Consider the following 26,063-nt stretch of genomic DNA (forward strand, 5'->3'; position numbering starts at 1 on the left):
CAGGAAGGAAGGCAATGCCACGCCCCGAACGCCCGCTCGACCTGGACTCCGGTCCGCTGACACAGTTCGCGGCCGACCTCCGGAAACTGCGCGAGGCAGCGGGACGCCCGCCCTACCGGGCACTGGCGAAAAAGGCACACTATTCGTCCACGACACTGTCGGACGCCGCAGGCGGGAACACCTTCCCGAGCCTTGCCGTCACACTCGCCTACGTCGACGCCTGCCAGGGCGACCGCCGCGCATGGGAAACCCGATGGCACGCCGTCGCCACCGAGATCGCCGCCGGCACCCAGCACGACGAGCCCGCGGAAACCAGCCGTCAGAACGCCCCGTACGCCGGGCTGTCGGCATTCCAGCCCGAAGACGCCGACCGCTTCTTCGGACGCGAGCGGCTGACCGGCGAACTGCTCGCGAAGGTACGCGACCACCGCTTCCTGGCCGTCTTCGGACCCTCCGGATCGGGGAAATCCTCGTTGCTGCGGGCAGGACTCGTCGCCCGCGCACGGGCATCGGGCCGGCCCGTGATGCTCTTCACCCCGGGCCCGCACCCCGTGGAGGAATGCGCGATCCACCTCGCAGCGGCGACCGGCGAGGCCCCCGGCACACTGGTGACCGAGCTGCTGGACGACCCCGCGGCACTGCACCTGCGCATCCGGCAGACCATGCTCGACCACACACCCGACACCGACACACTGATCGTCGTCGACCAGTTCGAAGAGGTCTTCACCCTCTGCGCGGACCGGGACGAACGCGGCGCGTTCATCGCCCTGCTGACCGCGGCCGCCACGACGGCGACCAGCCGGACCCGGGTGGTACTCGGCGTACGCGCCGACTTCTACGGCCACTGCGTCCAGGACCCCCGGCTGGTCGAGGCGATCCGCGACGCGCAGATCGCGGTCGGCCCGATGAACAGCCAGGAACTGCGCGAGGCCATCACCCGGCCGGCCGCCCTCGCCGGCTGCACGGTGACCGGCCCGCTGCTCGCGGCCGTGGTCGCGGACGCGACCGGCCAGCCGGGCGCCCTGCCGCTGGTCTCGCACGCGATGGTCGAGACCTGGCGCCGGCGCAGCGGCAGCCGCCTGACCCTGGAGGGCTACGTGGCCGCCGGCGGAATCCAGCACGCACTCGCACACACCGCGGAAGCCGCCTACGGGACACTGTCACCGGTACAGCAGGGCCTCGCCAGGTCACTGTTCCTCCGGCTGACCGCCCTGGGCGACGGCACCGAGGACACCAGGCGCCGGATCACCAGGGACGAACTGGACCCGAACCCCGACACCGTCCACGTCCTCGAATCCCTCGCCCGGAAACGGCTCGTGACGCTCGACCAGGAATGCGCCGAGATCACCCACGAGGCGATCATCCGGTGCTGGCCGAGACTGCGCGGCTGGCTCACCGAAGACCGCGACCGGCTGCTCCTGCACCGCCGGCTCACCGACGCGACCGCCGGCTGGGAGAGGCAGGACCGCGACCCGCACGCCCTGTACCGGGGCGCCCGCCTGGCCGCGGCGCTGGACCTGGCCGCCGCGGACGGCACCCGGCTGACCTCGAAGGAACGGCGCTTCCTCGACGCGAGCCGGGAAGCACAGGCCGACGAGATGGCGGCGGTCAGGCGACGGACGGTCCGCCTGCGGCAACTGGTCACGCTGCTCACCGTGCTGGTGGTCGTCGCGGCGACCGCGGGCGGGCTGGCCGTCGGCTCGCGCGACTCCGCCGTCCGCCAGCGCAACGTGGCCATCGCGCGCAAGGCCGCCGCCGACGCGGCCGAAGTACGCCGGCACGCCCCCGCGCTCGCCGCGCAGCTGAACCTGGCCGCCTACCGGCTGGCAGCCACCGGCGACGTCCGCGACCAGCTCATGAGCACGTTCGCGACGCCGTACACGAGCCGGCTCACCAGCCACACCTCCGACGTGGTCTCGATCTCCTTCGCCCCCAAGAGCAGGGTCCTGGCCACCGCGAGCTGGGACCGCACGGTCCGGCTGTGGGACACCGGGAACGCCCGCCACCCCGTACAGCTCGCCGTCGTGACCCAGCCGGAGCGGCTGATGTCGGTGGCCTTCGACGCGGGCGGCCGCATCCTGGCCACGGCGAGCGAACGCTCGGTACGGCTCTGGGACGTGACGGACCGGCATGCGCCCGCCGAACTGAGCACCCTGCCGGACCAGCGGTCCGCGCCGTCGTGGGTGGCGTCCGGGCCGGGCGGCCTCATCGCCACCGGCCACACCGACGGCACGGCGCGCCTGTGGAACGTGCACGACCCCCGCCACCCCCGGCTGCTGGCCACCCTGCCCGGTCACTCCGGCACGGTCACCTCGGTGACGTTCGGCCCGGACGGCCGCACGGTGGCGACCACCGGCGACACCACCACCAGACTGTGGGATGCCCGCGACCCCGCGCATCCGCTCCTCCTCGACGTCCTGCGCGGACACACCGACACCGTGACCTCGGCCGCCTTCAGCCCGGACGGCAAGACCCTGGCGACCGGGAGCTGGGACCGCACCGCACGGGTCTGGGACATCACCGGCGGCCGGCTCACACGGCCGCCGGCCGTCCTGCCGGTCCATCCCGCGATCGTCTGGTCGCTCGCCTTCAGCCCGGACGGCAGCACACTCGTCTCGGTCGGCGGCTCCACCCAGTTCTGGGACGTCGCCGCCCCCGCGGACCCGAAGCGCACCAGCACGGTCCAGGGCGGCTTCTACCAGGCCGCGTTCAGCCCCGACGGCCGCGTCCTCGCCAACTCCGACCGGCTCCTGGACCTGCGGGACCTCTCCCTCGCGACCCACGACGACGTGGTCACGTCCCTGGCGTTCGCACCCGGCGGCCACCTGCTCGCCAGCGCCAGCTGGGACGGCACCGCACGCCTGTGGCAGGTCACCGGCGGCCGCGCCCTGTGGCCGCTGTCGGTCCTGCACGGGCACACCAGGTTCGTCCGCTGTGTGACGTTCAGCCCGGACGGCCGCACCCTCGTCACCGCCAGTGAGGACGGCACCGCCCGCGTCTGGAACGTCACCGACCCCCGCAAGCCCCGCCTGACATCGGTCATCGCCCCCGAAGGCGGCGAAGTCGCCGGCACTGCCTTCGCCCCGGACGGCCGCCTCCTGGCCGTCTGGTCACAAGCCACGGCCGGACTGTGGGACCTGACCGATCCCGCCGGCCCCCGGCCGCTGAGCCGGATCGCCGAGGACGGACCGCCCGTCACGACGGCCTCGTTCCGGCCGGACGGCAACACGCTGGTCACCAGCACGGGCGAGTCCGGCTCACTGCGGCTCTGGGACATCACCCGGCCACGCACCCCCCGGGAACTGCCCTCCCCCTTCCGGTCCGCCCCGCTCACCGGCGGCGTGTTCAGCCCCGACAACCGGCGACTGGCCGCCTTCCACCGAACGGACAGGACGATCTGGCTGATCGACGTCGACGACATCCACCACCCGGCGAAGCCGACGCAGCTGCCGGCCGCCGGCTCCTGGCTCTACACGCTGACCTTCGACGCGGACGGCCGCCGACTGGCCGCCGGCGCCTCGGACAGCAAGGCCCTCCTGTGGGACGTGAGCGGGCCGGCCACCCCCACCGTCCTCACCGGCCACGCGAACCCCGTACCGGCCGTGGCGTTCAGCCCGGACGGCACCACCCTGGCCACCGGCGGCAACGACTTCACGATCCGGCTGCGGGACACCGCCCTGGACCGGGTCGCCTCCCGCATCTGCGACAGCGCCCACCCCCGGATCACCAGAGCCCAATGGGACCGGTACTTCACGGCGGTCGACTTCGCCCCGCCCTGCCCCGCCACCTGACGCCCGGGAAGATCCGGCCGCCCGGAGGGGCTCAGCGCGTGAGGACGACGCGCCGGCGGACCCACCGGCCGCCGGTCGCGGCGCAGAACAGGAAGTCCGCGACGTCGGCACGGCCTGCTCGACCACGGCGCTGCCGACCGCGTCGTGCTGGCGGACTCCGCTGAACGGACCGCAGTTCATCACACCGCGCCGGCCCGCTGCGGTGTCGCCCCGTCCGTCACCGTCCCGGTCACGGGTTCTTCGCCGGTCGCAGCCCCCGGGCGCGGGGGAGCCGCGAAGTCCTCGACGCTGCAACGCCGTTCACGCTACGAGCAGGCGGAGGCCGAGATCTGCCGCGTCGAGGCCGGCGAGGCGGCTGTTGCGCTCGGCCCACCGGCCGGAGCCGAGGTCGTCGCCGAGGCTTCGCACCGCCCGCTGCTCGGCCTCCGGCCCGACCCTCGTCCACACCGACACCGCACGGCGCACGTGATCCTCCAGATACGCCTCCGGCCGGCGCCAGTACGCCTCGAACAGGCCGTCGGCGCAGTCCCACGGGACGGGCACCGGCTCGGCGCGGGCACCGATCGCGCCCGCCATCCCGGCGAGCGGGGGAAACCCTGCCAGGACGGCGGCGAACTCGGGCAGGTAGTCGCGGGTGAGCCAGAACCGGTCCTGCCATCCCGGCTCGTCGGTGTCGAACGTGAGCACCACCACACGGCGGGCCACGCGCCGCATCTCGCGCAGCCCCGCCATCGGGTCCCCCCAGTGGTGAACGGTGGAGACGGCCATCGCCACGTCGAACGAGCGGTCCTCGAACGGCAGGTTCTCCGCGGCGGCGGCCACGCACGGCGCCGAACCGGCAGGCCGCTGCGCCCGCATGACCGCCGACGGCTCCACCGCGGTCACCTCACGGTCGGCGGGCTCGTAGGAGCCGGTGCCGGCCCCGACGTTCAGCACCGTCCGCGCGTCCCCGAGCGCGTCCCAGATCTGCGCGGCGATCCGCGGCTCGGTAGTCCGGGTCGCGGTGTAGGCGCCGCCGATCGCGTCGTACAACCGCGCACCGAGCATTTCCAGTTGCTCCTCCGGTGTCACCTTCAGTCCCTTCGCCCGTGCCTGGAGTTCCCTGTCGATCGCCGCCATCATGGCGTCGGCGCGATCACGCCGCTCCAGCAGCAGATTCCGCAGCCGGCGCAGGTGCGCGACCGCGTCGGTGGCCGGGTCGCCGACCAGTTCCGCCACCTCCCGCAGCCGGAAGCCCAGCCGCCGGTAGGCCAGTACCTCCCGAAGCCGCTCCACGTCGCCCGCCGCATAGGCCCGGTACCCGGCCGGGGTCCGCGCCGACGGCCGAACGAGTCCGATCTCGTCATAGTGATGCAGCGTGCGGACGCTCACTCCGGCCAGCTCGGCCACGCGTCCCACGGTCCAGTGATCTTCCACGGCACCGACTGTGCAGCCTGACGCCACGTGAGGGTCAAGAGCCCCGCTTGCGTCGCGTGCCCCTGCCGACGGTTCGGCAGGGCCCGCGGCGCAGAGAGCCGCGGGCCGGCCGGGGCCTGTCCCCGAGGAGAACGGCATCCTGGCCGGCACCGCTCACCGTCTGCTGTCGGCCTGACGGCCCGGCCTCACTTCAGGTGCCGGCCGAAGAACCTGTTCCCGTCCTCCACCTCGAACCACGGGGTGCCGGTGTGTCCGCCCGGATTGGCGTGCAGCGTCTTCTCCTTCGCGCCGAAGGCGTCGAACAGGTCCAGGGCCCGTTGCCGGGGGTTCCCTTCGTCGTCCCACTGCAGCAGGAACAGCAGCGGAACGGTGACCTGCCGGGCCTCCTCACGCTGGGCGCGGGGCACGTAACCCCCGGCGAAGAAACCGGCGGCCGCGATACGCGGCTCGACCACCGCAAGGCGGATACCGACGGCGGTCCACCCCGAGTACCCGACCGGGCCGCCGATCCCGGGCAGCGCAAGGAGGGCGTCCAGGGCGGTCCGCCATTCCGGGACCGCCTTCTCGACCAGCGGGCCGATGAACGACTCGAAGATCTCCTCGACCGGCTCACCGGCCTGCACCGCCCGGCGGAGGTCGGCGCGGGCCTGCTCGTCGGCGGCGGAACGGGGCCGGTCACCGCACCCGCAGGCGTCGATGGCGGCCACCGCGTAGCCGTGCGCCGCCGAGTGCCGGGCCCGGGCCACCAGCCGGGCCGCCCCCTTGGGCAGGCCGTTGTTGTGGGCCATCAGGATCAGCGGGACCGGTGCGGCGGATTCAGGCGTCCACAGGGTGCCGGGGATCTCGCCGCCGAGGCCCGCCAAGCAGGTTTTCGCTGCCCACCGGGCGGCGGTCGGTCGCTGTGAAGCCCTCCGATCGACCGTGGGGGCCCCGGTGCTACTTTGGCCGAAATCTACGAGGGGTGGGTGAGCACGTGGACAGTGCCCTGCGGCGTGCTGCTGTCATGGCGCTCGGCGAGCTCGGGCGAAGCAGCGACTACCGGGACCGGGCGGACGCCGGTCGCGGTCTGGCGGGGTTTGCCGAGACGGAGGAGGCGGCCGGGCCGCTGCTGGAGCTGGTACTTGACCGCGAGGACACCTTCGTCACACGGGCGACCGCAGAAGCCCTGCTCCGACGCCACGACAAGGCCGGGCTGACGGCCGTCGCGTCCGCGCTGGCAGTCGCCGGCCCGAACCACGGCGATTGGATCCACACCGCGGTCCACGACGCATTCGCCGTCTACGCCGACGAACGCGACGACGCGATGCGGCTCTGCGAGGAGCTGGCGGGGGATCCTGACGAGCGCGTCGCCCTGGGGGCTCGCGAGCTGCACGAAAGCCTGGCCGGGATCAATTGCGTTCTTCACCCCGCACAGCGCGGGGGAACACAGCCGTAGGTCAGCCGCCGGGCCCGGCCGCATGCACGGCAGCCGGACCGGGGGCCACCTGCGGGCACCGGCAAGGGCACCTGCCCGCAGACAGCCGCCGAGCCGCCAGGCGGAGAGGGCCGAGGCGGTCGGCCATCCTGCGGCCTGAGGACGGACGAACCTCCTCAGGGGGAGTTGTGGTTCGTGCACAGGTACGCTCCCGAGATGCCTCTTGACCAGTACGTCTACTTCGCCCTGTCCAGCGAGCGCACATCCGCGCAGGAGATGACGGCGCGGCTGGGCATGGAACCGGATGAGACGACGGTTCGCGCAAGCCGCATCATCCGGCCCGCGATACCGGTCTGCCACAGCTGGAAGATCGTGTGCCGGGAGCCGGGCCTGCGCGTCGACGAGCAGGTAGCGCACGTTCTGGACCGGCTCCGGCCTCACACAGACCGCATCGCCGAACTCGCGAGACAACTGAGCCAAGAGCCTGAGCCGGGCCACGCCGCGGTGCTGGAGATCGTCCGCTACTTCAGAGACGCCGACGAGCCCGGCAAGGCCGGTCAGGCGGATCCCACCGGGAAGCCCGGCCTCTTCGGCTGGCACCTGGACCGGGACGCGCTGGACTTCCTCGCCGCCACCGGTGCGGTCCTGGATGTCGACGAGTACGACATGACGGGCTGACCACATTCACCCGTACCGCACGGAGCAGGCCGATGTGCCGGGCGCGGCCGGCATGCCGCGCCGGGCCGCCGGTCACGCTCCTGCGCCGGGACAACCGGCTGCCGCGGACCCGCCGTCCAGCCACCCCGCCTCCCGGGCCGCGTCCAGCGCGGCATGCGCGAAGTGCGTGACGATCGGCGACGGCGAGGTCTCCGGGAGCACCAGATGGGTGGCGAGCGGCCGGATCCCAGGAGCCAGCGGGACCCAGCGCAGCCACCCCGGCAGCTGGTCGCCGGCCGACGCGGCGACCAGACCCACCGTGCGGGCGTCCCGCAGCACGCTCTGCGTGGGATCGAAGGCCATCGGACGCTCCGTCAGCCGCGGTACCAGCCCCGCCCCCTGGAACACGGCCACCACCTCGTCGTAGTGACCGGGGTTGGCCTGCCGCTCGTGCAGCACCAGCGGGAACGCCGCGACCTCGGCCAAGGTGAGCTCGCGCCGCCCGGCCAGCGGATGGGCGGCCGCCAGCAGCACCCCGCGCGGTTCGGTCCGCACGAGCAGCAGCCGCACCCCCGCCACCGCCTCCGGCGAACGCGCGATCCCCGCATCCGCGCGCCCGTCCAGCACCGCGTGCGCGATGTCGGGGGTCCGCAGCACCTCGGCGGCCACCTGGACGTCCGGCAGCCGCGCCCGCACCGCCTCCACCAGGCCCGGCACCGTCCCGTACCCCGTACTGGTGCTGTACACCAGCCGCAGCCGGCCCAGTTCACCGCGCCCGGCCCGGCGGGCCGCCTCCCACACGTCCTCCAGCGCGGCGAGCGCACCCGCACCGCGCTGGTACACGGCCTGGCCGGCCTCCGTGAGGCGCACCACGCGCGTGGTGCGGTGCAGCAGCAGCACACCCAGCCGGCTCTCCAGCCGGCGGATCTGCGTGCTCAGCGCCGGCTGCGCGATGTGCAGCCGGGCCGCCGCCCGCGTGAAACTGCCCTCCTCGGCCACGGCCAGGAAATAGCGCAGCAGTCTCGCCTCGGGCATCGTCACCCCGCCATCGTAGGCGCGCCACCCCATTCATATCCGGGAGTTATGAACCGAGACAGAGCTGGTCTTTCCCTCCCGGCCGGAGCCCTGCCTACGGTCGGTGCATGACCTCTTCCCTCACATCTTCCGCCTCCGCGCGCCCCGTGCCGCCGATCCTGCCCCAGCGGATGCGCGCCTGGATCGGCACCCCCGACGGCCCCGACCTGCGCATCGTCGCCCTGCCCGAACCGGCCCCGGACGAGGCGCTGGTGAGCGTCGCGGCCTTCTCCGTCAACCGCGGCGAACTGAACCTGTTCCGGCGCCGCACCGAGGGCTGGCGGCCCGGACAGGACCTGGCGGGCGTCGTCGTACGGGCCGCGGCCGACGGCAGCGGCCCCGCCGCCGGGACCCGCATCGCGGCGATGAACGACTTCGGCGGATGGGCCCAGTACGCGGCCGTCCCCGTCGACCGCCTCGCCGTCCTCCCCGACGCGGTGGCCTTCACCGAGGCGGCCACCCTCGGCGTCGCCGGACTGACCGCCCTGCGCGCCCTGCGCCGCGGCGGGCCCCTGCTGGGCCGCCGCGTCCTGGTCACCGGGGCGAGCGGCGGCGTCGGATCCTTCGCCGTGCAACTGGCCGCCGCCGAGGGCGCCGAGGTGACGGCGCTGACCGGCACCCACCGCGACCTCGACCTGAAGGCGCTGGGCGCGCACCACGTGGTCACCTCCCTCGCCGACACCGAGGGCGACTTCGACGTGATCCTCGAATCCGTGGGCGGAGAGGTACTGGTCACGGCCCTCAAACGACTGTCCGCCCTCGGCCACATCGTGGTCCTCGGCACCTCCTCGGGCCGCACGGCCAGCCTGAGCATCTCCTCCTTCGTGCCCCACGCACGCCAGACCCTGCACCCCTTCTGGGTGTTCGGGTCCGGAGAACCGGTCGGCGAGGACCTGGAGCTGCTGGTCCGCCTGATCGACCTCGGCCGGCTGCGGCCGGTCCTGGGCCACCAGGACGCCTGGGAGCGGCTCCCCGAGGTGATGACCTCGCTGCGCGAGCGGCGGATCGCCGGCAAGGCCACCCTGCTCGTCCACGACGGGGTGTGAGGGCGTGGCACGGATCGTCGTCGCCGGCTCGCCCTACCGGGCCGGCACCGGGAAGACCATCGCCTCGGCGGCGGCCGGACGGGACCACACGGTCCGCTACGTCAGCGACCTCGGCGACCCGGCCCGGCCGGAAGACCTCGGCGAGCTGACGGACGCGGCCGGCGTACTGGAGGGCGCCGATGCCGTCGTCCTCGTGCCCAAGCGGGGCGACGCCCGGGTGCACACCGAACGGGCCACCCGGGTGCTGCTGGAGCAGGTACGGCGCCACCGGCCCGCCGCGCACTTCGTCCTGTTCAGCTCGTTCGCGGTCGGCCACGGACCGGCCCACCCGCTCAACCGGATCGACGACACCCTGCTCCCGGCCCGGGTCGCCGCCGAACGCCTGGTGCGCGGCAGCGGCCTGCCCTACACCATCGTGCGGCCCACCTGGATGACCGACGACCCGCCCGGCAGCCACGCCCTGACCCTCAGCCAGCACCCCTACGGGGACGGCATGGTGGCACGCTCCGACATGGCCGCCGCGATCGTCGCGGCCATCGAAGAGCCCGCCAGCCGGTCCACGACCTTCAGCCTGTTCAACGAACCCGGCGCGCCCGTGGCCGACTGGACCGCGGCGTTCGCGGCCCTGCGCCGCGACGAGCCGCAGGAGGAGCTGTGATGCCCGCACGCCCCGCCGCCCAGCACGCCTGGGAGGACACCTTCCGCTCCGACGAGGCCGGCCGCGCACTGCCGCCCCGCCACCACCGGCTGCTGATGCTCGACGTCGAGGGCACCCCCGTACCGCAGGACGCCCGACACCTGGAGGCCGCGCTCAGCGCCCTGGAGGAGCGGTACGGGCACGGGCCCGACGGCATCCTGATGTGCATGGGCTGGGGCCCGGGCTGGTTCGAGCGGCACACGCGGCTGCGCTCCCCGGTGGGGCGGCCCGTTCCGATGGCCCGCTGGGAGAACCCGGTGCTGGAGGAGTACGACGCCTGCCTGCACCTGGCCTCCGACCGGGAGGAGACGGTGGCCGGGGCCGCCGCCTCGCTCTTCGGGCCGGGACCGCAGGACCAGCGCGGGCGCCTCGTGCTGCGCGAGACCCGCAGCGGCTTCGTGGGGGAGGGCCTGCCGGCCGCGCGGCGGCCGCAGGCCGGCGTGCCCGCCGAGGCCCCGCTGCTGATGGGCTTCCACTCGGGACTGCGGCGCAACCAGGCCACCGAGGAGGAGGTCTCGATCACCGGGGGGCCGCTGGCCGGCGGCACGACCATGCACGTCAGCTACATCGTCCTCGACACCGACAGCTGGTACGAACAGCCCGAGGACGAGCGTGCCGGGCTGATGTACTCGCCCCGGATGACCGCGAAGGAGGCGCGGGGCCTGGTCGAGGACGCGGAGAGCGACCGTACGGAGCTGGCGGCGGTGGCCGCCGCCCACGGACGGGTCGGCCATGCCCAGGCGACCGGGCGGGCCCGGCTCGCCGGACGCCCGCGGATCAACCGCAGGGACTTCGCGACGATGGACCACGGCGTGCCGGGGACCCACTTCGTGTCCCTGCAGCGCACCATGGAGGACTTCCACGCCACCCGGGCGATGATGAACGCGGCCGACGCGTCCACCCACCACGGCGGGATCGGCGTGCGCCGCAACAACGGCATCAACGCGTTCATGGACGTCCGGAGCCGGGCCACCTTCGCCGTGCCCCCGCGCGCCGGCCGCGCCTACCCGGGGCTGCCGCAGCCGCCCGCCTGAGCGGCCCGGGCCCCTTGCACACGCGTGCACCTGCCGAGCGACGGCTGCCGGGCGCGGACGGCGCCGCGAGCCGTGTCCGCGCCGCCCGCGAACGGCTGCACCGGCTGAGTGAGCACCCGGGCGCGGCCGCGGCGGCCGGCCGTGCTGCATCAGGTGGACCGGCCGGCGACCCGGGCGAGCAGGTCGTCCAGCGCGGCGGCGGACGCGGAACCGGGTTCCGGGCTGAACACCACGGCCCACTCCCCGTTCTGCGCCCCCTCCTCCAGCACCACCCGGGAGAGCTCCATGGAGCCCACCGCGGGATGCTCGAAGCGGAAGAGGACTCCGCAGTCGTCCTCGTCGCTCCGCTCCCCGGCCGGACGGGACCAGAGATCCGCGAACTCCCGGCTGCCGGCGGCCAGTTCGGCCACCAGCACGGTCAGCTCCTCGTCCGGATGCTGCTCCACCGCCCGCCGCAGGGCCCCGACGAGCCCGGCGACCTGCCGCTGCCCGGGCCCGTACAGCGCCCGCGTCGCCCTGCCGAGGAAGAGCATCCGGGCGAGGTTGGGCCGTACGGGCTCGGCCGGCCAGTCCAGGTCCCAGGCGAGCAGCGCCTGCCCCGGCAGGTTCCAGCCGGTGATGTCGTAGCGGTGGTTGAAGGCGATGACCGGCAGCATGGGCACCGCACGGGTCAGGTGGCCGAGCCCCCGCAGCCGGGACGTGCCGGGGGAGGCCCCGAGCCGGAACAGTTCGGCCCGGCCGTCGGCCCCGAGGCGCAGCGCCGATGCCAGCGCGTGGAGCACGGACAAGGACACGCGGCCGGCCCGGCCGTCCTCGATGTCGGTGTAGCGGTCGGCGTCGAGCCCCGCTGCCCGGGCCAGTTCGGCGGGCAGCAGACAGGGCGCGGTCCGCGGCCCCGCGCCCGTCGGCACCCCCGTCTTCTCGGGGGCCGTGCGCAGACGGTGGGAGCGCAGAAAGTGGCTGAGGTCGGCGAAGGATTCCATGGGTCCAGTCTCGGCGAGGCGTTGATCCCCTCGCCTGCCCCTGCTGGTCATCCTCAGCGGGAATTGACGGATTCTCGACTGCCCCCGGACCGGCGCCGGTGTCCGGCCGGCGCAGGCTGCTAACCGCCGCCGCGGCCCTCCAGGAGGATGCGCAACGCCTCTTCCTCCAGGGAGGCGGGCTCCGCGTGGTACAGCACGATGCACTGGTCGGGGGAGTCGGGAAGGCGCAGGCTCTCGAAGGCGAGGGTCAGCTCCCCGACGGCCGGGTGGTGGAGATGGCGCGTACCGAACGTCTTGTCCCACACCACGTGTCCCGACCAGATCTCGGTGAACTCCGGGCTCGCGTGGGAGAGACGTTCGATCAGCTCGACCAGTTCCGGGTCGCCCGGGAAGCGGCCGGCCATCATCCGCAGGTACCCCGCCATCTCGACGGCCTCGTCGTTCCAGCGGGGGTAGAGGGCGCGGGCGCCGGGGTGGAGGAAGACGAGCTCGGCCAGGTTCGGCGGTGTGTCCCGGGCGAGGAGTTCCTCGATGTCGATGTGTCCGGAGAACATGGTCCGGGCAAGGGCGTTCCAGGCGAGGATGTCCATCTGCCGGCCCAGCACGACCGCCGGCCCCTGGAGGTAGGCGGAGATCATCCGGGCCACCGCGGGCCGCACTTCCTCGGGGGCCTTGGCCGGGCGCGCGAGCTCGGCGGCGCGGGACAGGTTGTGCAGGTGTGCCCGCTCGCCCGGGTTCAGGCGCAGCGCGTTGGCGATGGCGTCCAGGACCTCGGGTGAGGCGCTGCGGTTCTGCCCCTGCTCCAGGCGCGTGTAGTAGTTGACGCTGACCTGGGCGATGTGGGCGACCTCCTCCCTGCGCAGTCCCCGCACCCGGCGTCTCTTGCCGTCGCTGGGCAGTCCGATGTCGTCTGGCGACAGCAGGCTGCGCCGTACCTGAAGGAACTTTCCAAGATCGGAATCTCGAACTCCCGTCGCCCGCTGCATTCTTTTTTCGCCTTTCGCTGCCCGCGCACTGCGCTGAAACATCCGCCGAATACTAGCCGATGGGAAACGTGGGGAAGTGCCGTCCGCGGCCGGGCTGATTCACGCCACGGGCCTCCTTACAAAGGAAACCCGGAACGGCGAATTCCGGCCCGTGACGTCCGTCACTCCCGCAGAACTGGGGGCCAAGATCCCATGCGGCAAGGCGATTTGGCGAGCAGAGCAGGACCGGCGAGTCCACCTGCAGGGGAACACAGACAACAATTCAGCCAGCGCCCCCGTATTCCCGGACGGGCTGCCGGCGCCAGGCGTTACTGGTCACTTACCGTGTAAATCCACCTTGATTGTTGAGGTGTGTACGATTTTTGGTTCGGGTGTGTACTACCTGCTTCAGGCGTGTTCTCCAGGGGGGTCGGTAAATAGAAAAGGTCCGGAGTGTTTACTCAAGGGCATTCGGAACGGGTGGGCCGTCGCCGGTCCAGCGCCCGTACCGGCGGCACCTTGACCAGAGCCGCGATCCGGACCAGCTCGTCCAGGACCGGAACCGGCAGGGCCAACCGCGGCCGCACCGCCCCGCCGCCGGCCGGCGGGACCAATACAAGGGGCCGCGCGGCACCCGCAGCGGTTCGGCTCAGACACATCAGGAACTGGCTTGTTACCGCCCCTTCCCGCAGCGCCCCCGCACCCCCTCCCGACCGCGCCGCACGCGTGGTGATGACACCGAAGGCACCGCCCCGCGCCGCCCGCCCCGAATACCAGGCCGTGATGCCGACATGGCGTGAATGCTGCACCGAGACCACGGACGAACCGTGCACCCGCGCCCGCTCCACCGCATGGTCCACGGCGAAGGCCAGCGCGGGCTGGCCCAGCCCGTGATGCGCGTCGATCACGGTGACGTCCCCGTACCGGCGTACGATCTCCGGCCGGGCGGCACCGTTGATCGTCCCGCCCAGCAGCCCCTGCACATACGGGAGCAGCCGGACCACACCGTGCCGGGCCGCCCCCGCGAGATCGGCGGCCACCAGCACCTCGGCCGTCAGGTCCGCGTCGGCCGGGCGGGCACCCGCCGACTCCAGGGCCGCGCTGACGAATGCCGTCAGCTCGTGCCCGGCCACCACCGCCACCAGACCCGTCCCCGGCCCGCGCACCGGCACGGGCGCCGCCATCACCTTGGACATCGCTCCCCCCTCTTCCCGCTCACCCTCGTCCCCCCTCTCTCACACCGGCCCGTGAACCGGTCCCGGACAGACAGAAGGCGGACGCCCGGGCAACCGACAGGAGAGTCACCGGACATCCGCCTCCGCCTCCTCGGCGCCCCGCCCACGGGGGACGGGGGAGGGGCAGCCAGGACTATTGGGAGAGGAACTCCTCCAGCAGGGTGGCCAGCGCCACCGGCGTCTCCACCATCGGGTAGTGACCGGCGTTCCCGACCACCGCCAGCTGCCCGTTCGGATAGTGCTTCATCCACGTCTCCTGCATCGACTCCGCCGTCACCGCCGGGTCGTGCTCACCGACCACCACCAGAGCCGGCACCTGAGCGCCGCTCACCCGGTCGGCGAAATCGGTGGTACGGAAGGAATCCAGGTAGCTGCGGAAAGCGACCGGCCCGACCTCCTTCATCGAGGACTCTGCGAAAGCCGTCACCCAGTGCGGGGACAGCCGGTTCCCGGTCGTCAGATCGATGACGATGCGACGGTTCTCGACCTTGTGCGCGGCCTCCGCGAACAACGGGAAGTCGGAGTCCGGGATCGGCATGCCACCCGCGGGGACCGGGCTCAGCCCCACGATCCGCCTCACCCGCTGCGGGGCCTTGAGCAGCACCTGCTGGATCGGCTGCCCGCCCAGCGAATGCCCGACCAGCGAGAACTCCTGCCAGCCCATGTCATCGGCCAGGGTCAGCACGTCCGAGGCGATCTCGTCCGTCGTGTACGTACCGGCCACGTCCAGGCTGCGCCCGAAGCCCCGGGCGTCCATGAACGCATACGTGAAACGCGACCCGTCCAGGTACGGCCACAGCGGCGAGAACGACTGGTGCCCGCCGAAGAGGGAGTGCAGCACGATCACCTTGTGCGGGCCGGAACCCACGGTGTGGGCGAAGGGAACGGATCCGGCGGTCTGGTACATGTCTTCTTCCTCCAGCGGGAGTTCAACGGTCGGTGAAAGACCGGCCTCCGGGGCGGAACCCGCCCCGGGGACCAGAAGGCGGTCGAGGGTGTCGTACAGCTCGCGCAGCTCCTCGCGGTGCCCGTGCAAGGCGATGTGCCCGTCCGGCCGCACCAGGTGGAAACCGGCGTGCCGGCAGCGCAGTTCACGGGCGGCCGACACCGCCGGGCCACGCCCGGGCAGAGCCGCGGTGTCCACCACCCGCACCTGGCCGGCCCACGGCCCGGCCAGCCGGCGCACCGCATCCGCCAGGCCGCGGTCCGGGTCCTTCTCGCCCGGCAGCACCACCAGGTGCAGCCGGACCGGATCGGCAGCCGGCCCGGCCACCCCCAGCGCCACGGCCAGCTGCCGCGGCAGGGCCGCACCCTCCCGGGCGTGCCGGCGCAGACCCGCCCGGGCCGAGCACCAGTGCACGGGCCTCGTACGCCGCGGCCCGTCCGCGACCGGGCCGTAGACCCAGCGCCGGCCCGCGGCGACCGGCACGTAGAAGCGGTCCAGGACCCCCGTACGGTCCAGGGCCCGCATCGCCGTGTCCCGCAGGGTGACCTGGCTGCCCCTGGTCCACATCGCAGCCCGGGTCTGCAGGTCGGTGTCGCGCACGACGGCATCGGCCACCGCCGCCCGCTCCGGCGTGTAACTCTCCAGCAGCCCGGGCCGCGCCTCGCCACGCACCACCGAGGCCAGCTTCCAGGCGATGTTCTGGGCGTCCTGGATCCCGGTGTTCAGACCCTGCCCGCCCATCGGACTGTGCGCGTGCGCGGCGTCCCCGGCCAGGAAGACCCGGCTCAGCTGGAAGGAGGCGGCACGGCGGCGGTGCACCCGGAAGGTGGTCACCCAGTCCGGTTCGGTCAGCCGCAGCCCGCCGGGCCCGCGCAGGTCGACCAGCCGCTGCATGTCGGCCAGCGTCCCGTCCGCCATGTCCGCAGGAGCGTTGGTGAAGAAACGGAACAGTCCGAACGGCTGCGGCACGATCGCCAGGACACCCATCCGTGACTGGTAGTAGTGGATCTCGTCGGGCTCCAGCGGGTCGCCGGCCACCCTCGCGTCCGTGATCAGGAAACGGTTCTCGTACGTGGCGCCCTCGTAGGCGATGCCGAGCTGGCGGCGCACCGCACTCGTCGCGCCGTCCGCGCCGATCACCCAGGGCACGGTGACCCGCTCGACGCCCCCGCCGGCGTGCTCCAGCACCGCGGTGACCGGCCGGTCCTCGCGTATCGCCCCGCTGAAGTCCACGTCCTGCAGCGACACCAGCCGCACCCCCCGCTCCACACGGCCGCCGAGCCGGTGCAGACCCTCGGTCAGCACCTCCTCCGTGAGCCGCTGGGGCAGGCAGTAGGGAGCCATGTCGTCGGCCATCCGCATGCGGGTGACCGGCTTCTTCTCCGAGTAGTAGGTCATCTGCCGCAGCTTGACCGCGACCTGGCCGACACCCCCGGAGAGCCCGAGGTCCTCCAGGATGTCCAGGGTGCGCGGCCACACCAGCATCGCCTTGGAATGGACGCTGGGGCCGGGGGCCGCGTCCACGATTCTGACGCGGACCCCCCGGCGCAGCAGTTCACAGGCCGCGGTCAGGCCGGTCGGGCCGGCACCTACGACCAGGACGTCGTAGGCATCCGGCCGCGCGGCGTCCGCGCCGGTCTCTTCTTCAGTGGGGTACCGGGTGGTCATCGAAGCCTCTTTCGCGCTCGCCGTCCGAAGCCGGATCGAAGTGGGCCGGACGGCTCAGAGGAAGGCCAGGGAGATGGCGTAGCTGTCCTCGTGCATGCGGTAGCGGGTGATCAGCCCGCCGGACACGTGCAGTTCGACCGCGAACTCCGAAGTGAACGCCTTGCCGGTGGCGTTCACCCGGTAGCGGAAACGGCCCAGAGCCACGGCGGTGCCGTCCTCGGCCAGGATCCGCTCGACGGCGAACTCCTCCGGCGTGAGGTTCTCGCCCGCCTGCTTGAAGAAGTCCGCGACCTCGCCGCGGGTGGTACGCCGTCCCATCCACGGAATCAGCGCGGTGTCACCGGGAGTGAACCAGTCGAGGGGCTCCGCCAGCAGTTCGAGGGCCCGGTCGGCCTCGCCGGCACCGAGCCGGCCGAAGAAGTCCTCGACTACGGAGCGTGTGGAATTCGTCATGCCCCGAAACGTATTCACGCCCGGGCCGCATGAGACAGACCCAGCCAGTGGTACCCACCGCAGCCCTATGAAACAGCGGGTACTGGCTAGCCCCCCACACCGCGCAGATGCTCGGAGCACCCCAACCGGCAGGAAGCGAAAGGTCTCTCATGTCAACGGTCAACAGCCCCGAGGAGACTCGGGCAGATCATTCGCCGGGCCCGGCCCCCGCACCGGAGCGGATGACGAAGCGGCAGACGCTCATCCTGCTCCTGCTGCTCGGCGCGCAGTTCACCCTGGCGGTGGACTTCTCCATCATGAACGTGGCCGTTCCGGTCATCGGCCGCGAGCTCGGCTTCGCCACGGAGAACCTGCAGTGGATCGCCACGGCCTTCGCGCTCAGCGCCGCCGGGTTCAGCCTGCTCTTCGGCCGGGTCGCCGACCTCGTCGGGGCCCGCAAGGTCTTCCTCGCCGGCCTCGTCCTGCTGACCCTCTCCTCCCTGGCAGGCGGACTCGTCGACGCCGCAGGCCCCCTGCTCGCCGCCCGAGTCGCGCAAGGTCTCGCGACCGCCATGGTCACCCCCGCAGGCCTCGCCCTGCTCATCACCTCCTTCCCCGAAGGACCGCTGCGCGACCGCGCACTCGGACTCAACGGAGCGATGCTCTCCGCCGGCTTCACCTGCGGTGCCATCCTGGGAGGCCTGCTCACCGACACCCTGAGCTGGCGCTGGGGCTTCTTCATCAACATCCCCATCGGCATCCTCCTGATCGTCGTCACCCCCCTGCTGCTCAAGGGCTCCCGCTCACACGGCGGCAAGCTGGACATCCCCGGCGCCGTCTCCGTCAGCGCCGGCCTCATCGCCCTCGTGTACGGCATCTCCGCCGCAGGCCAGTACGGCTGGGGCGACCCCACCACCCTGATCTCCCTCGCCGTCGGCGTCGTCCTCCTCGTCGTCTTCGGCTTCGTGGAGCTCAACGCCAGCGAGCCGCTCGCACCCCTGCGCATCCTCGGCCGCCGCAGCGTCACCTGGGGCAACATCGGCGGCGCCGCCACCTTCATCGGCTTCACCGCCATGATCTTCCTGCTCACCCTCTACCTGCAGGAAGTCCTGGGCTACTCGGCCATCGCCACCGGCCTGACCTTCGGCGTCCTCGGCGTCGGCGCCTTCCTCGGAGGCGTCACCGCCCCCCGCTGGATCGGCGTCCTCGGCAGCAGCCGGGCCGTGCTCGTCGCCGGCCTGCTCATCCAGGGCATCACCGTCGGCGCACTGTACTTCGCCGGTGACGCCCGCGGCTGGCTCTACGGAGTCCTGGGCCTGGCCTTCCTCAGCAGCTACGCCCACGTCGCCGCCATCGTCGGCTTCATGGTCACCGCCACCTCGGGCCTGCCCAACGAGCAGCAGGGCCTGGCCACCGGCATCACCACACTGACCCAGCAGGTCAGCATCACGATCGGCATCCCGATCATGAGCGCCATCGCCACCGCCCAGATCCGGAGCCTGTCCAGCGAGCCGGTCAAGACCGCGACCCTGTCCGGCATCAACCTCGCGATCCTCGTCAACGGCCTCATCCTCATCGCCGCCGCCCTGCTGGTCGCGCTCTTCCTCCGCAACCGCCGCACCGCCGGACGGCACTGACCGCCCCCGGCCGGCACCGAACGACCGTCGCCGGGGGCCGGACCCACCCCCGCCCGTGCCCCCGGCGACGGCCACGCCCGTACGCAGAGAAAGCGACGAACCGATGAACCGGAACACCCCGCGCGCCCGGGCGAGCGACCACCACACCACCGACATCCTGGTCGTCGGCGCCGGCCCCACCGGACTGATGCTCGGCTGCCTCCTGCGCCACCACGGCATCCAGTGCACCGTCATCGAACAGCGCGACGGCATCGACCCCCGCACCCGCGCGGTCATGGTGCACGCGGCCGGACTCGAGATCCTGGACAGCCTGGGCCTGCGCACCGCCGTCGAGGACAAGGGCGTACGCCACACCCGCATCGACTTCCACACCCGCCACCAGGCCATGTTCACCGTGGACTTCAGCCGGCTCGACACCGCCTTCCCCTACTACGTCAACGTCCCGCAGCCCGACGTCGAAGCAGTACTCGCCGACCGGTTCACCACCGCCGGCGGCCGACTGCTCCGCGGCCTGCGCTACACCCGCCACCAGGAGGACGAGCACGGCGTCACCGCCGAGACCGTCACCGACGGCACCCCCCACACGATCACCGCCCGCCACCTCGTAGGAGCCGACGGCGCGAGCAGCGCGGTCCGCACCGCCCTGGGCATCGGCTTCCCCGGCACCACCTACCCCATGAGCTACCTCCTCGCCGAGGGCGCCCCGCTGCTTCCCCCCGAACCGCACGCCTCCGCCATGTACATCGGCCCGGCCGGCGCGGTCTCCCTGCTGCCGCTGCCGCACGGCACCGTACGCATCGCCGGACCCGTCTCGGCCGAATCGATCGACCGCGACAGCGAACTGAGCACCCGGCACTTCCAGGAAACCGTCGACACCCTGGGCTTCGGCCCCGCCCTGCGGTTCCAACGCGTCGACCGCATCGCCCACTACCAGGTCCACGAACGGCTCGCCGAGCGCTTCACCTGCGGCCGGACCGTCCTGGCCGGAGACGCCGCCCACCTCAACGCACCCGCCGGCGGCCAGGCCATGAACACCGGCTTCGCCGACGCCTGGGCCCTGGCCTGGCGCTTCGCCGCCCTCCTCGGCGGCTCCAAGGCCCCCCTCCTCGCCGACTACGACCGCGAACGCCGCGCCGCAGCCGCCGAAACCGCCCGCTCCACCAGCGTCCTCGGACTACTCGACGCCATGCGCCGGGCCACCACACAGGCGGCACGGAACTCCGTACAGGAGACGCTGACCGGATACGCGGAAGCCTGGAGCCAGCTCTACCTCCACTACCGCCCGACCCCCGCGCCCGCCACCCCCGCCACCACCGCACCCACCGACACCACCCCCGGGCACCCCGTCCTGCCACCCCGCAGCAGCCACCGGCTGCAGCCCGGCGCCCGCGTCCCCCGCCACCGCCCCGAACCCGGCCGCCACACCTGGCTGCACCTGCCCGGCGCCCGGCCCGACGACACCCTCCTGCCCCCGCTCACCCACACCGCGGAACTCTCCCCGGCACAGCGCGCCTGGCTCCCGGCCGGCGCCGCCGCAGTCCTCGTACGCCCCGACGGCCACGTCGCCCGGACCGTCCCCGCGGACGCCACCACCGGTGCCACCGCCGAAACCGAGAAGGAGGCGGCATGACCACAGCCCCGCCCCGCCCCCCGACCGGCCTCAGCATCGCCGGCACCGGCAGCTACCTCCCCGAGCAGCGCCTCGACCTGAGCACCGAGGCCGCCCGCCACCCCGACTCCGACGCCGAGCGCATCCGCGCCACCGGCTACCGCACCATCGCCGCCGAAGAGACCCTCTACCCCGGCGACATGGCCCTCGTCGCCGCCGAGCGCGCCCTGGCCGCCGCCGGGACCAAACCGCAGGAGATCGACCTCATCGCGGTCACCGCCATCCACCGCCACGGCCACCAGCGCCTGTGGTCCCCGGCCTCCTGGCTCCAGTCCCGGCTCGGCGCCACCCGCGCCCTGCCCTTCACCGTCAGCCAGGGCTGCAACGCACAGCTCCTCGTCCTCGACCTCGCCGCCGGCCTCCTCTCCGGCAGCGGCCGGCACAACGCCCTCATCGTCGCCACCGACCGCTTCGCCGCCTCCGGCTTCGACCGCTTCACCGCCGACTACGGCATCGTCTACGGCGACGGAGCCGCCGCCGCCGTCCTGACCGCCGGCACCCCTGCCCCCGAGGCCACCGGCTGGCACGTCCTGACCATCCACAGCGTCAGCGACCCGGAACTCGAAGGACTGCACCGCCTCGACGAGCCGGCCCCCGAGACACGCGCCCTGTTCGGCGCCGAACACGACGTCCGCGCCGCCAAGAAGCGCTACCTCGCCGCCCACGGCACCGACAGCCTGCGCGAGGCCACCCGCCGAGCCGTCCGCGAGATCCGCCGGGCCCTCCTGCCCTCCGGCACGGACCCCGCACTGCGCCACGTCGTCTACCCCAACCTGGGCCTGCCCCTGCTCCAGGAGAACTACTTCCCCGAGTTCCCGGGCGGCGCCGCGAAATCCCTGTGGGACTTCGGCGCCACCGTCGGCCACCTCGGCAGCGGCGACCAGATCGCCGGCCTCGACCACCTCGAACGCCACCACACCTTCGCCGCGGGCGACCGGATCGTCCTGCTCGGCGCGGGAGCCGGTTTCACCTGGACAGGAGTGCTCCTGGAGCGCCGCTGACCACCCGGACGACGAACAAGCACCAGCAGAAGCAGCACACCACCCGAGAAAGCAGGTTCCGCACGTGACCACCGCACCCTCACCGCTGGAACAGGACCTCGCCGCACTTGAGCTGAGCTACAGCCGTACCGTCGACCGCACACTGGTCCACCGGGACTCGCTCGGCGAAGTCTTCCTCACCGACCTCCAGCCCCTCGGCGGAACCTCGTACGTCGCCGCGGCCCAGCTGCCGCGCTCCCACGCCTACTACGGCGACCACCTGCTGAACCCCAACGTCTACGACCCGGTCCTGCTGCTCGAGGCCTGCCGGCAGGCCGCACTGGCCGGCGCCCACGCCTACTTCGCAGTGCCCCGGACGGACAAGTTCATCCTCACCCACCTGCGGGTCCACCTCTCCCGCCCCGACCGGATAGCCGTCGGCGCCTCCCCCTGCCAGCTGACCCTGCACGTCACCACCAGAAACCGCTACGTCCGCGAAGGCCGCACGAACGGCCTCGACTACGACGTGGACCTGCGCGTCGGCGACGCCAGCATCGGCCGCGCCGGCATCGGCCTGCGCTTCAAGTCCCCCGAGTCGTACGTCGCGCTGCGGCTGCGCAACCGCGACCAGAGACCGCTGCCCTCCTCCGCCGACCACCCGGGGCCGGGCAGCGCCACCGGCGCACCGGTCGAGCCGTACCGCGTGGGCCGGGCCAACGCCGACAACGTCGTCCTCACCGGCATCGAGGCCGCCGGAGACACCCTGACTGCCGGGATCCGCACCCCCGGCAGCCACCCCAGCATGTTCGACCACCCGCAGGACCACCTGCCCGGCATGGTCATCGCCGAGGCCGCCCGCCAGATCGCCCTCTACGGAGCCCTCGACGTGCGCGGCATGTCGCCGTCCCGCACCTACCCGACCGACCTCGCGGTGACCTTCAGCCGCTTCGGCGAACTGGACAGCCCGGCCACCCTCACCGCAGTCGTCGGCGGACACCGCGACACCGGCCGCCCGGCCGAACCCGCCGTCTACTACACCCAGGGCGGGATCGTGGAGCTCGGCGACGAGAACACCCCGGACACCGACCGCGTGCCGGTACGTGTCGAGGCCCACCAGGACGGCGAAAGCCTGTGCCTGCTCACGCTCAACCTCGCCCGGGTCCGGAACCCGCGATGACCACCGCCGCCTTCTTCGACGTCGACGAGACGCTCATCGGCTTCAAGAGCATGTTCCGCTTCCTGGCGTTCCACCTGGAACGCCGGGGAGCGGCCCCCGGCACCTACGAACGCCTCACCGGCACCCTGCACCGTGCCGCAGCCCACGGCGTCCCGCGCGCCGAGGTCAACCGCCGGTACTACCGCCTCTACGCCGGGGAGAACGCGGCAGCCCTGGCGGCGTCCGGCCGGGCCTGGTTCGCCCACGAACTGGCCGGCGCGCCCTTCATCCCCGGCCCCACCGCCCGCTTCGCCGCACACCGCCGGCGCGGCGACCTGACCGTCCTGGTCTCCGGATCCTTCTTCGCCTGCCTGGACCCGATCACCGAACACCTCGGCGCCGACTGGGCCTTCGGCACCCGGCCCGTCATCCGGGGCGGCGTCCTGACCGGCGAGGTGGTCACCCCGCTGATCGGCGCGGCCAAGGGCCGCACCGCCCACGCCGTCGCCGCCGTCCGCGGCCTCGACCTCGCGCACTGCTCGGCCTACGGGGACCACAGCAGCGACCTCGACCTGCTCCGCTCCGTCGGCCGCCCGGTGGTCGTCGGCTCCGACCCCGTACTCGCCGCGCACGCGCAGCTGGCCGGATGGGAGCGGCTGCCCGGCACACGAGCGGCCGCCGAGCCCCGACCTCAGGAGATGAGAACGTGACGAACGGACCCCGCGAAACGAAGAACCCGATCGCAGTCCTGGCCACCGGCTCCTACCTGCCCGAGCAGGTCGTCGGCAACGACGAGGTGGCCGGCGCCACCGGAGTGACCGACGAGTGGATCGTGCGCAAGACGGGCATCCGCGAACGCCGCCGGGCCGCCCCGCACGAGGCCACCTCCGACCTCGCCGCCCACGCCGGCCGCCGGGCCCTGGAACAGGCGGGCATCCGCCCGCACGACCTCTCGTACATCGTGGTCGCCACCTCCACCCCCGACCAGCCCCAGCCGGCCACCGCCGCGGTGGTCCAGCACCTGCTCGGCGCCGTCAACGCCGCCGCCTTCGACGTCAACTCCGTCTGCAGCGGCTTCGTCTGCGGGCTGACGGTCACCGAACGCCTCCTGCGCGCCGAGCCCGGCGACGTCCACGGCCTGGTCATCGGCGCGGACATCTACTCACGGATCCTGGACCACACCGACCGCAGGACGGCCATCCTCTTCGGCGACGGAGCGGGCGCCGCCGTCCTCGGCCCCTCGCCCTCCGGCCACGGCCTGCTCGGCACCAGCCTGCTGACCCGGGGCGACCAGCACGAGCTGATCGGCGTCCCGGCCGGCGGCAGCCGGCGCCCGGCCTCCGCGCGGACCCTGGAGGAGGGCGCGCACCACTTCCGCATGGACGGCCGCGGCGTGCGCGCGTTCGTCCAGGAGAACCTGCCCGGAGCCGTCGCGGAGCTGCTGGCCCGAACCGGGCTGCCGGCGGGCTCCGTCGACCACTTCGTCCCGCACCAGGCCAACGCCGTCATGATCGGCGAGGTATGGCCGGCGCTCGGCCTGGACAACGCCGCCCTCCACCTGGAGCTCGCCCGGTACGGCAACACCGGCGCCGCGTCCATCGCCATCACCCTCGACGAGATCCACCGCCGCGGCCTGCTCGCCGAGGACGACGTGGTGCTCCTGTCCGGCTTCGGCGGCGGCATGTCGGTGGGCTCCACCGTACTCAGCTGGGCCCCCACCGCCCACGCGACCGCCCCCCGCATCCTGGCCGCCGCCACCGGCTGACCCCCGCCCTTCCCCCCGCCGGGGCGCCGGTGAACCCTGTCGACGCCCCGGCCCTTGGCGTGCCCCGCGAAGGTCATGGGACGGATGCGCGGGCCGAGCCGGCTGCCGTCCGCGCGGGGTGCCGCCGGGCGGACGTCGCGCTCGGCCTGAGGGTCCCCGTCGCCTTCTGACGCGGGTCGGGCCGGCTGGCGGCAGGCGGGGCGACTTCTGCGGTCGCTGCCGGGGGAAGGCGGACGGTGAGGCGCCGCATGCGGCCGTCGCCGGTGGTGCCCACGGGCGCGGTGCAGCCGAACCGGGCCCGCGTCTCGACCGTGATGCCGGTGCTGGTGGCGGCCTGTTCGCGGCGGCGCCCGCGCACGGCAGCCTGCCGGCGTGCGCGCACGGCTGCGTCGATCCGGCCGGTGACCGCCTTCGGCGGGTTTTCCGCTCTCCCGTGCGGCAGCGCTCGACCGACCGCACCCGGACCCGGTCTGTCCACCCTCACCCAGCCGGCACCGGCCGCTCCGAAGAGCGACTCAGGTTGAAGCGTTCGCACCGGCTCGACGGCCTTGTCCTAGGCCGGCGGGTGGCGGGTGGTGCGATCCTGCCGCGCGGCCGCGAGCAGCGCTGCGATGACGGCCGTGGTTGTCGGGTTCGCGGTCTCGGTGTGCCGGGTCGCGGCGAACAGGAGGCGCTGGATCGGGTGGTCCTCGATGGGTGTCGTGCGGATTCCTGGTGTGGTCGGGTCGATGGCCGTTCGGGGGACGAGCGCGGTGGCGAGGCCGGCCCGTGCGAGGGTGAGCTGGGCGGCGATGTCGGCGGTGATGTAGCGGGGCGCGGGTGTGAAGCCGGCCTGCTGGCAGGCGCGCAGGATGGCCTGTCCGCAGGCCGTGGCCGGCGGTGGTACGGCGAGGCTGTGGGTGGCCAGGTCGCGCAGGGCGACGGGCCGCTCGTCGGCTCGGTCGGCGGCCGCGGTGACGACGAGCAGGGGATCGTCGAGCAGCGGTGAGACCTCGACGCCCCGGGGTGTCGCGTCGGGTAGGTGGTGATAGCGCTGTCCCAGTACGACATCGACGGTGCCGAGTGTGAGTTCCCGCAGTTGCGCCTGGTCGGTGACGAGGCACGTCACGGTGAGCTGCGGGTGGTGTGAGCCCAGTGCGGTGAGCGCGGGGGCCACGATCCTGGCGACGGTAGAGGGCAATGCGGCGAGCGTTGCGGTGGCACCGACCGTGCCCTTGGACGCTGCGATGGCGCATTCGGCTTCCTCCACGGCGGCGAAGATCCGGTCGGCGTGTTCGAGGAGCACCTGGCCCGCCTCCGTCAGTGCCACGGTTCGCCCGTCGGGGCGCAGCAGGTCGACTCCCACGTCGTGCTGCAGCGCGGACAGCTGCTGGGACACGGCACCGGCGGACAGTGCCAGTGACTGGGCGGCCGCGGTAATCGAGCCGCGGGCGGCGACGGTCTTGAGCATGTGCAGACGGCGGATATCCAGCATGACTCGATAGGTTAACTAAAGGGT

Annotated in this window: 21 protein-coding genes and 1 pseudogene; 12 read left to right on the forward strand and 10 right to left on the reverse strand. The window is 73.0% G+C overall.

Annotated elements, in window-relative coordinates; genetic code table 11:
• Positions 1 to 14: 14 nt before the first annotated feature.
• Positions 15 to 3,791 carry a hypothetical protein gene (locus ACFY04_RS28470; protein WP_389120920.1) on the forward strand — a complete coding sequence of 1,259 codons (3,777 nt, stop codon included), beginning with the start codon at positions 15 to 17 and terminating at the stop codon, positions 3,789 to 3,791.
• Between the two features lie 300 nt (positions 3,792 to 4,091).
• Here the strand turns inward: ACFY04_RS28470 and ACFY04_RS28475 are convergent, their stop codons facing one another.
• Together ACFY04_RS28475 and ACFY04_RS28480 are read right to left on the reverse strand one after the other, a co-directional pair.
• Entirely contained in the window at positions 4,092 to 5,189 is a 1,098-nt protein-coding gene (locus ACFY04_RS28475; RefSeq protein WP_389121142.1) for a MerR family DNA-binding transcriptional regulator, read from the reverse strand.
• Between the two features lie 203 nt (positions 5,190 to 5,392).
• Positions 5,393 to 6,070 (reverse strand): dienelactone hydrolase family protein, encoded by a 678-nt coding sequence (locus tag ACFY04_RS28480; protein WP_389120923.1) that lies wholly within the window; start codon positions 6,068 to 6,070, stop codon positions 5,393 to 5,395.
• 98 nt (positions 6,071 to 6,168) lie between these two features.
• On the opposite strand from ACFY04_RS28480, the gene ACFY04_RS28485 reads away from it, so the two are divergent.
• Positions 6,169 to 6,642, forward strand: coding sequence for a hypothetical protein (locus ACFY04_RS28485; RefSeq protein WP_389120925.1), 474 nt, complete (start codon positions 6,169 to 6,171; stop codon positions 6,640 to 6,642).
• Positions 6,643 to 6,837: 195 nt separating this feature from the next.
• The gene (locus ACFY04_RS28490) at positions 6,838 to 7,299 is read left to right on the forward strand and encodes a DUF4279 domain-containing protein (RefSeq protein WP_389120927.1); all 462 of its coding nucleotides are present in this window, start codon (positions 6,838 to 6,840) and stop codon (positions 7,297 to 7,299) included.
• A 72-nt stretch (positions 7,300 to 7,371) separates the two neighbouring features.
• Here the strand turns inward: ACFY04_RS28490 and ACFY04_RS28495 are convergent, their stop codons facing one another.
• Entirely contained in the window at positions 7,372 to 8,313 is a 942-nt protein-coding gene (locus tag ACFY04_RS28495) for a LysR family transcriptional regulator (RefSeq protein ID WP_389121145.1), read from the reverse strand.
• Between the two features lie 107 nt (positions 8,314 to 8,420).
• Between ACFY04_RS28495 and ACFY04_RS28500 the strand changes: the two genes are divergently transcribed.
• Genes ACFY04_RS28500 through ACFY04_RS28510 form a run of 3 tightly spaced genes read left to right on the forward strand, consistent with a single transcriptional unit; the run spans position 8,421 to position 11,129 of the window.
• A complete protein-coding gene (locus ACFY04_RS28500; RefSeq protein WP_389120930.1) occupies positions 8,421 to 9,398 on the forward strand; it encodes a zinc-binding dehydrogenase in 978 nt (325 codons plus the stop codon).
• Between the two features lie 4 nt (positions 9,399 to 9,402).
• On the forward strand, positions 9,403 to 10,056 hold the full coding sequence (locus ACFY04_RS28505) for an NAD(P)-binding oxidoreductase (protein ID WP_389120932.1): 654 nt from the start codon (positions 9,403 to 9,405) through the stop codon (positions 10,054 to 10,056).
• Positions 10,056 to 11,129, forward strand: a complete 1,074-nt coding sequence (locus ACFY04_RS28510; protein ID WP_389120935.1) for a hypothetical protein — start codon at positions 10,056 to 10,058, stop codon at positions 11,127 to 11,129. Before ACFY04_RS28505 ends, ACFY04_RS28510 begins: the two co-directional genes overlap by 1 nt.
• 149 nt (positions 11,130 to 11,278) lie before the next feature.
• Here the strand turns inward: ACFY04_RS28510 and ACFY04_RS28515 are convergent, their stop codons facing one another.
• From ACFY04_RS28515 to ACFY04_RS28535, 5 genes are all read right to left on the reverse strand, one after another.
• Positions 11,279 to 12,112, reverse strand: coding sequence for a helix-turn-helix transcriptional regulator (locus ACFY04_RS28515; protein WP_389120937.1), 834 nt, complete (start codon positions 12,110 to 12,112; stop codon positions 11,279 to 11,281).
• A gap of 119 nt (positions 12,113 to 12,231) precedes the next feature.
• A complete protein-coding gene (locus ACFY04_RS28520; protein ID WP_389120939.1) occupies positions 12,232 to 13,098 on the reverse strand; it encodes a helix-turn-helix domain-containing protein in 867 nt (288 codons plus the stop codon).
• A 440-nt stretch (positions 13,099 to 13,538) separates the two neighbouring features.
• Positions 13,539 to 14,273 carry an Ldh family oxidoreductase gene (locus tag ACFY04_RS28525; protein WP_389120941.1) on the reverse strand — a complete coding sequence of 245 codons (735 nt, stop codon included), beginning with the start codon at positions 14,271 to 14,273 and terminating at the stop codon, positions 13,539 to 13,541.
• Positions 14,274 to 14,445: 172 nt separating this feature from the next.
• Positions 14,446 to 16,926 carry an alpha/beta fold hydrolase gene (locus ACFY04_RS28530; RefSeq protein WP_389120942.1) on the reverse strand — a complete coding sequence of 827 codons (2,481 nt, stop codon included), beginning with the start codon at positions 16,924 to 16,926 and terminating at the stop codon, positions 14,446 to 14,448.
• Positions 16,927 to 16,980: 54 nt separating this feature from the next.
• A complete protein-coding gene (locus ACFY04_RS28535) occupies positions 16,981 to 17,379 on the reverse strand; it encodes a nuclear transport factor 2 family protein (protein WP_389120944.1) in 399 nt (132 codons plus the stop codon).
• Between the two features lie 221 nt (positions 17,380 to 17,600).
• On the opposite strand from ACFY04_RS28535, the gene ACFY04_RS28540 reads away from it, so the two are divergent.
• The 6 genes from ACFY04_RS28540 to ACFY04_RS28565 all read left to right on the forward strand — a co-directional run bounded on the left by ACFY04_RS28540 (position 17,601) and on the right by ACFY04_RS28565 (position 24,565).
• On the forward strand, positions 17,601 to 18,995 hold the full coding sequence (locus ACFY04_RS28540) for an MFS transporter (protein WP_389120946.1): 1,395 nt from the start codon (positions 17,601 to 17,603) through the stop codon (positions 18,993 to 18,995).
• A 103-nt stretch (positions 18,996 to 19,098) separates the two neighbouring features.
• A complete protein-coding gene (locus ACFY04_RS28545) occupies positions 19,099 to 20,625 on the forward strand; it encodes an FAD-dependent oxidoreductase (RefSeq protein WP_389120948.1) in 1,527 nt (508 codons plus the stop codon).
• Positions 20,622 to 21,665, forward strand: a complete 1,044-nt coding sequence (locus tag ACFY04_RS28550) for a ketoacyl-ACP synthase III family protein (protein ID WP_389120950.1) — start codon at positions 20,622 to 20,624, stop codon at positions 21,663 to 21,665. Before ACFY04_RS28545 ends, ACFY04_RS28550 begins: the two co-directional genes overlap by 4 nt.
• Before the next feature lie 64 nt (positions 21,666 to 21,729).
• Positions 21,730 to 22,821, forward strand: a complete 1,092-nt coding sequence (locus tag ACFY04_RS28555; RefSeq protein ID WP_389120952.1) for a ScbA/BarX family gamma-butyrolactone biosynthesis protein — start codon at positions 21,730 to 21,732, stop codon at positions 22,819 to 22,821.
• Entirely contained in the window at positions 22,818 to 23,510 is a 693-nt protein-coding gene (locus tag ACFY04_RS28560) for an HAD family hydrolase (RefSeq protein ID WP_389120955.1), read from the forward strand. Before ACFY04_RS28555 ends, ACFY04_RS28560 begins: the two co-directional genes overlap by 4 nt.
• The gene (locus tag ACFY04_RS28565) at positions 23,507 to 24,565 is read left to right on the forward strand and encodes a 3-oxoacyl-ACP synthase III family protein (RefSeq protein WP_389120958.1); all 1,059 of its coding nucleotides are present in this window, start codon (positions 23,507 to 23,509) and stop codon (positions 24,563 to 24,565) included. Before ACFY04_RS28560 ends, ACFY04_RS28565 begins: the two co-directional genes overlap by 4 nt.
• Before the next feature lie 220 nt (positions 24,566 to 24,785).
• On the opposite strand, the pseudogene tpg reads toward ACFY04_RS28565, so the two are convergent.
• Positions 24,786 to 25,030 (reverse strand): annotated as a pseudogene (tpg, locus tag ACFY04_RS28570) (telomere-protecting terminal protein Tpg); the annotation flags it as partial.
• An 88-nt stretch (positions 25,031 to 25,118) separates the two neighbouring features.
• Positions 25,119 to 26,039, reverse strand: coding sequence for a LysR substrate-binding domain-containing protein (locus ACFY04_RS28575; RefSeq protein ID WP_389120960.1), 921 nt, complete (start codon positions 26,037 to 26,039; stop codon positions 25,119 to 25,121).
• Between the last annotated feature and the right edge of the window lie 24 nt (positions 26,040 to 26,063).

The organism is Streptomyces sp. NPDC001549 (genome assembly GCF_042894025.1).
In the GTDB taxonomy this organism is placed as follows: domain Bacteria; phylum Actinomycetota; class Actinomycetes; order Streptomycetales; family Streptomycetaceae; genus Streptomyces; species Streptomyces kutzneri.